At 69.3% G+C, this 2,801-nt stretch carries 2 protein-coding genes and 1 pseudogene; 1 reads left to right on the forward strand and 2 read right to left on the reverse strand.

Annotation, left to right across the window (positions count from 1 at the left end; genetic code table 11):
• A pseudogene (locus tag EIO58_RS15630) lies at positions 1–236 on the forward strand (A/G-specific adenine glycosylase); the annotation flags it as partial.
• Positions 237–250: 14 nt separating this feature from the next.
• Here EIO58_RS15630 and rbfA read toward each other — a convergent pair.
• Positions 251–685: a 30S ribosome-binding factor RbfA gene (rbfA, locus tag EIO58_RS15635; RefSeq protein ID WP_127820283.1), complete on the reverse strand. Its 435-nt coding sequence runs from the start codon at positions 683–685 to the stop codon at positions 251–253.
• Positions 686–745: 60 nt separating this feature from the next.
• The coding region (gene infB / locus EIO58_RS15640) for a translation initiation factor IF-2 (RefSeq protein ID WP_127820284.1) at positions 746–2,801 on the reverse strand (2,056 nt) is incomplete at its 5' end.

Raw genomic sequence — 2,801 nt, forward strand, 5'->3', positions numbered from 1 at the left:
CGGGCTGCCCCGACACCGGCGACGAGCGCCGGCGACAGGCCAGGTACGAGAGCAGCGACCGGCAGGCGCGCGGCGCGGTGCTGAAGACGCTCCGGGATGCCTCGGCCCACGCCGTGCCGCTGCATGAGGTCGTCGCGGACTGGCCCGACCCGCGGCAGCGGGATCGGGCGATCGACTCGCTCATCGCCGACGGCCTCGCCGAGGCCGCGGACGGGATGCTGCGACTGCCGGCGTGACGGCCCTGCGGCGGTCAGTCCTCGTCGTCGAACTCACGCGGCTTGACGTACGGGTCGGCCTCACCCGCGTACGTCGCGGTCGCCGCGAGCCCCGCGACGGACTCGTCGCGCTCGCGCGCCTCGCGCAGCAGGTCCTCGATGTGACCGGCGTTCTCGGGGATCGCGTCGGGGATGAACTCGAGGGTCGGCGTGAGGCGCACCCCGAGCTTGCGTCCGACCTCGCTGCGGAGCATCCCCGTCGCCGCCTTCAGGGCGACGGCGGTCGACGCGCGCTCCTCCGTGGAGCCCAGCACGGTATAGAACACCGACGCATGCTGCAGGTCGCCGGTCACCCGGACGTCCGTGATCGTCACGAAGCCGAGCCGCGGGTCGCGCAGCCCCTTCTCGAGACGCTCCGCGATCAGCACGCGGATGCGGTCGGCGAGTCTCGCCTGACGTTCTGAAGCCATGATCACTCCTTCTGACGCGTGAGGGACGCCCGCGACGGGCGCCCCTCACGTCCGCGACGCTCAGCCGCGGGGCTTCTCGACCAGCTCGGTGGTCTCGATCTCGTCGCCGACCTGGATGTCGTTGTACTTGCCGAGACCGATGCCCGCCTCGAAGTCCGTGCGGACCTCGGTGACGTCGTCCTTGAACCGGCGCAGCGACTCGATCGCCAGACCGTCGGCGATCACGACGCCATCGCGGATGACGCGCGCCTTGGCGTTGCGCGTGATCGTGCCCGAACGGACGATGACACCGGCGATGTTGCCGAACTTCGAGGAGCGGAACACCTCGCGGATCTCGGCGACACCCGACTGGACCTCTTCGTACTCCGGCTTGAGCAGGCCCTTGAGCGACTGCTCGACATCGTCGATCGCGTTGTAGATGACCGAGTAGAACCGGACGTCCACACCCTCGCGGGCGGCACGCTCGCGCGCCTTGGTATCGGGGCGGACGTTGAAGCCGATCACGATCGCGTTGTCGATCGTGGCCAGGTTGATGTCGGACTCGGTGATGGCGCCGACGCCGCGGTGGATGATCCGCAGCTGCACCGACTCGTCGACCTCGATCTTGAGCAGCGACTCCTCGAGCGCCTCGACGGCACCCGACACGTCGCCCTTGATGATGAGGTTGAGGGACTCGACCTTGCCCTCTTCGAGAGCACGCGTGAAGTCCTCGAGCGAGATGCGCTTGCGGGCCTTCGCCAGCTGCGCGTTGCGCTCCGCCGCCTCGCGCTTCTCGGCGATCTGACGGGCGGTGCGGTCCTCGTCGGTCACGATGAACGTGTCGCCTGCTCGCGGCACCGAGTTCAGACCCTGCACCTGCACCGGACGCGAGGGGTAGGCCTCCTCGACCGGATCGCCGTTCTCGTCGATCATCGCGCGCACACGTCCGAACGCCGTGCCGGCGACGATCGCATCGCCCACCCGCAGCGTTCCGGACTGGATGAGCACCGTGGCGACGGAGCCGCGGCCCTTGTCGAGCTTCGCCTCGATCGCGACACCGCGCGCAGCCTTGTTCGGATTCGCCGTCAGGTCGAGCCCCGCGTCGGCGGTGAGCAGCACGGCGTCCAGGAGCTCCTGGATCCCGGTGCCCTGGCGAGCCGACACGTCGACGAACAGCACGTCGCCGCCGTACTCCTCGGCCACGAGACCGTATTCGGTGAGCTGCTGGCGCACCTTCGCCGGATTCGCGTCGGGCTTGTCGACCTTGTTCACCGCGACCACGATCGGCACGTTCGCCGCCTGGGCGTGGTTCAGCGCTTCCACCGTCTGCGGCATGATGCCGTCGTCGGCCGCGACCACGAGGATCGCGATGTCGGTGACCTGCGCACCACGGGCACGCATGGCGGTGAACGCCTCGTGACCCGGGGTGTCGATGAAGGTGATCGCGCGCTCGATCTCGTCGTGCTCGGTCCACACCTGGTAGGCGCCGATGTGCTGCGTGATGCCACCGGCCTCGCCGGCGACGACGTTGCTCTGGCGGATGGCGTCGAGCAGTCGGGTCTTACCGTGGTCGACGTGGCCCATGACGGTCACGACCGGCGGGCGGATCTCGAGGTCCTCCTCGTTCTCCTCCTCCAGCTCCTTCTCGAGGTCGAGACCGAAGCCCTCGAGGAGCTCCTTGTCTTCGTCCTCGGGCGAGACCATCTGGATCTTGTAGCCGAGCTCGGCGCCGAGCACTTCGAAAGTGGCCTCGTCGAGCGACTCGGTCGCGGTCGCCATCTCACCCAGGTTGAACAGGATGGTGACGAGCGTGCCGGGCTGGACGGTGTAGCCGCGGATCGCCTCGAGCTTGTCGGCGAAGTCCGAGATCGACGCGCCGCGGCGCAGACGGATGATCTCGCCGTTGCCCTTCTGGACGTTGACACCGCCGACGACCGGGGCATCCCGCATCTCGAACTCTTGACGCTTCGCGCGACGCGACTTGCGCTGCTTGGACTTGCCGCCGCCCTTGCCGAAGGCACCTGCGGTGCCTCCACCGGGACCACGGCCACGACCGCCGCCACCGCCGGGACGACCGGCGAAGCCGCCGGGCGCGCCACCGGGACGCTGGAAGCCACCGCCGGCGCCGGCACCGGCG

This window comes from Microbacterium sp. CPCC 204701 (assembly GCF_004010105.1).
In the GTDB taxonomy this organism is placed as follows: domain Bacteria; phylum Actinomycetota; class Actinomycetes; order Actinomycetales; family Microbacteriaceae; genus Microbacterium.

Bases quoted from the DNA above. Each gene is read 5' to 3' on its own strand.
- rbfA (WP_127820283.1), bottom strand. From the start codon at position 685: ATGGCTTCAGAACGTCAGGCGAGACTCGCCGACCGCATCCGCGTGCTG.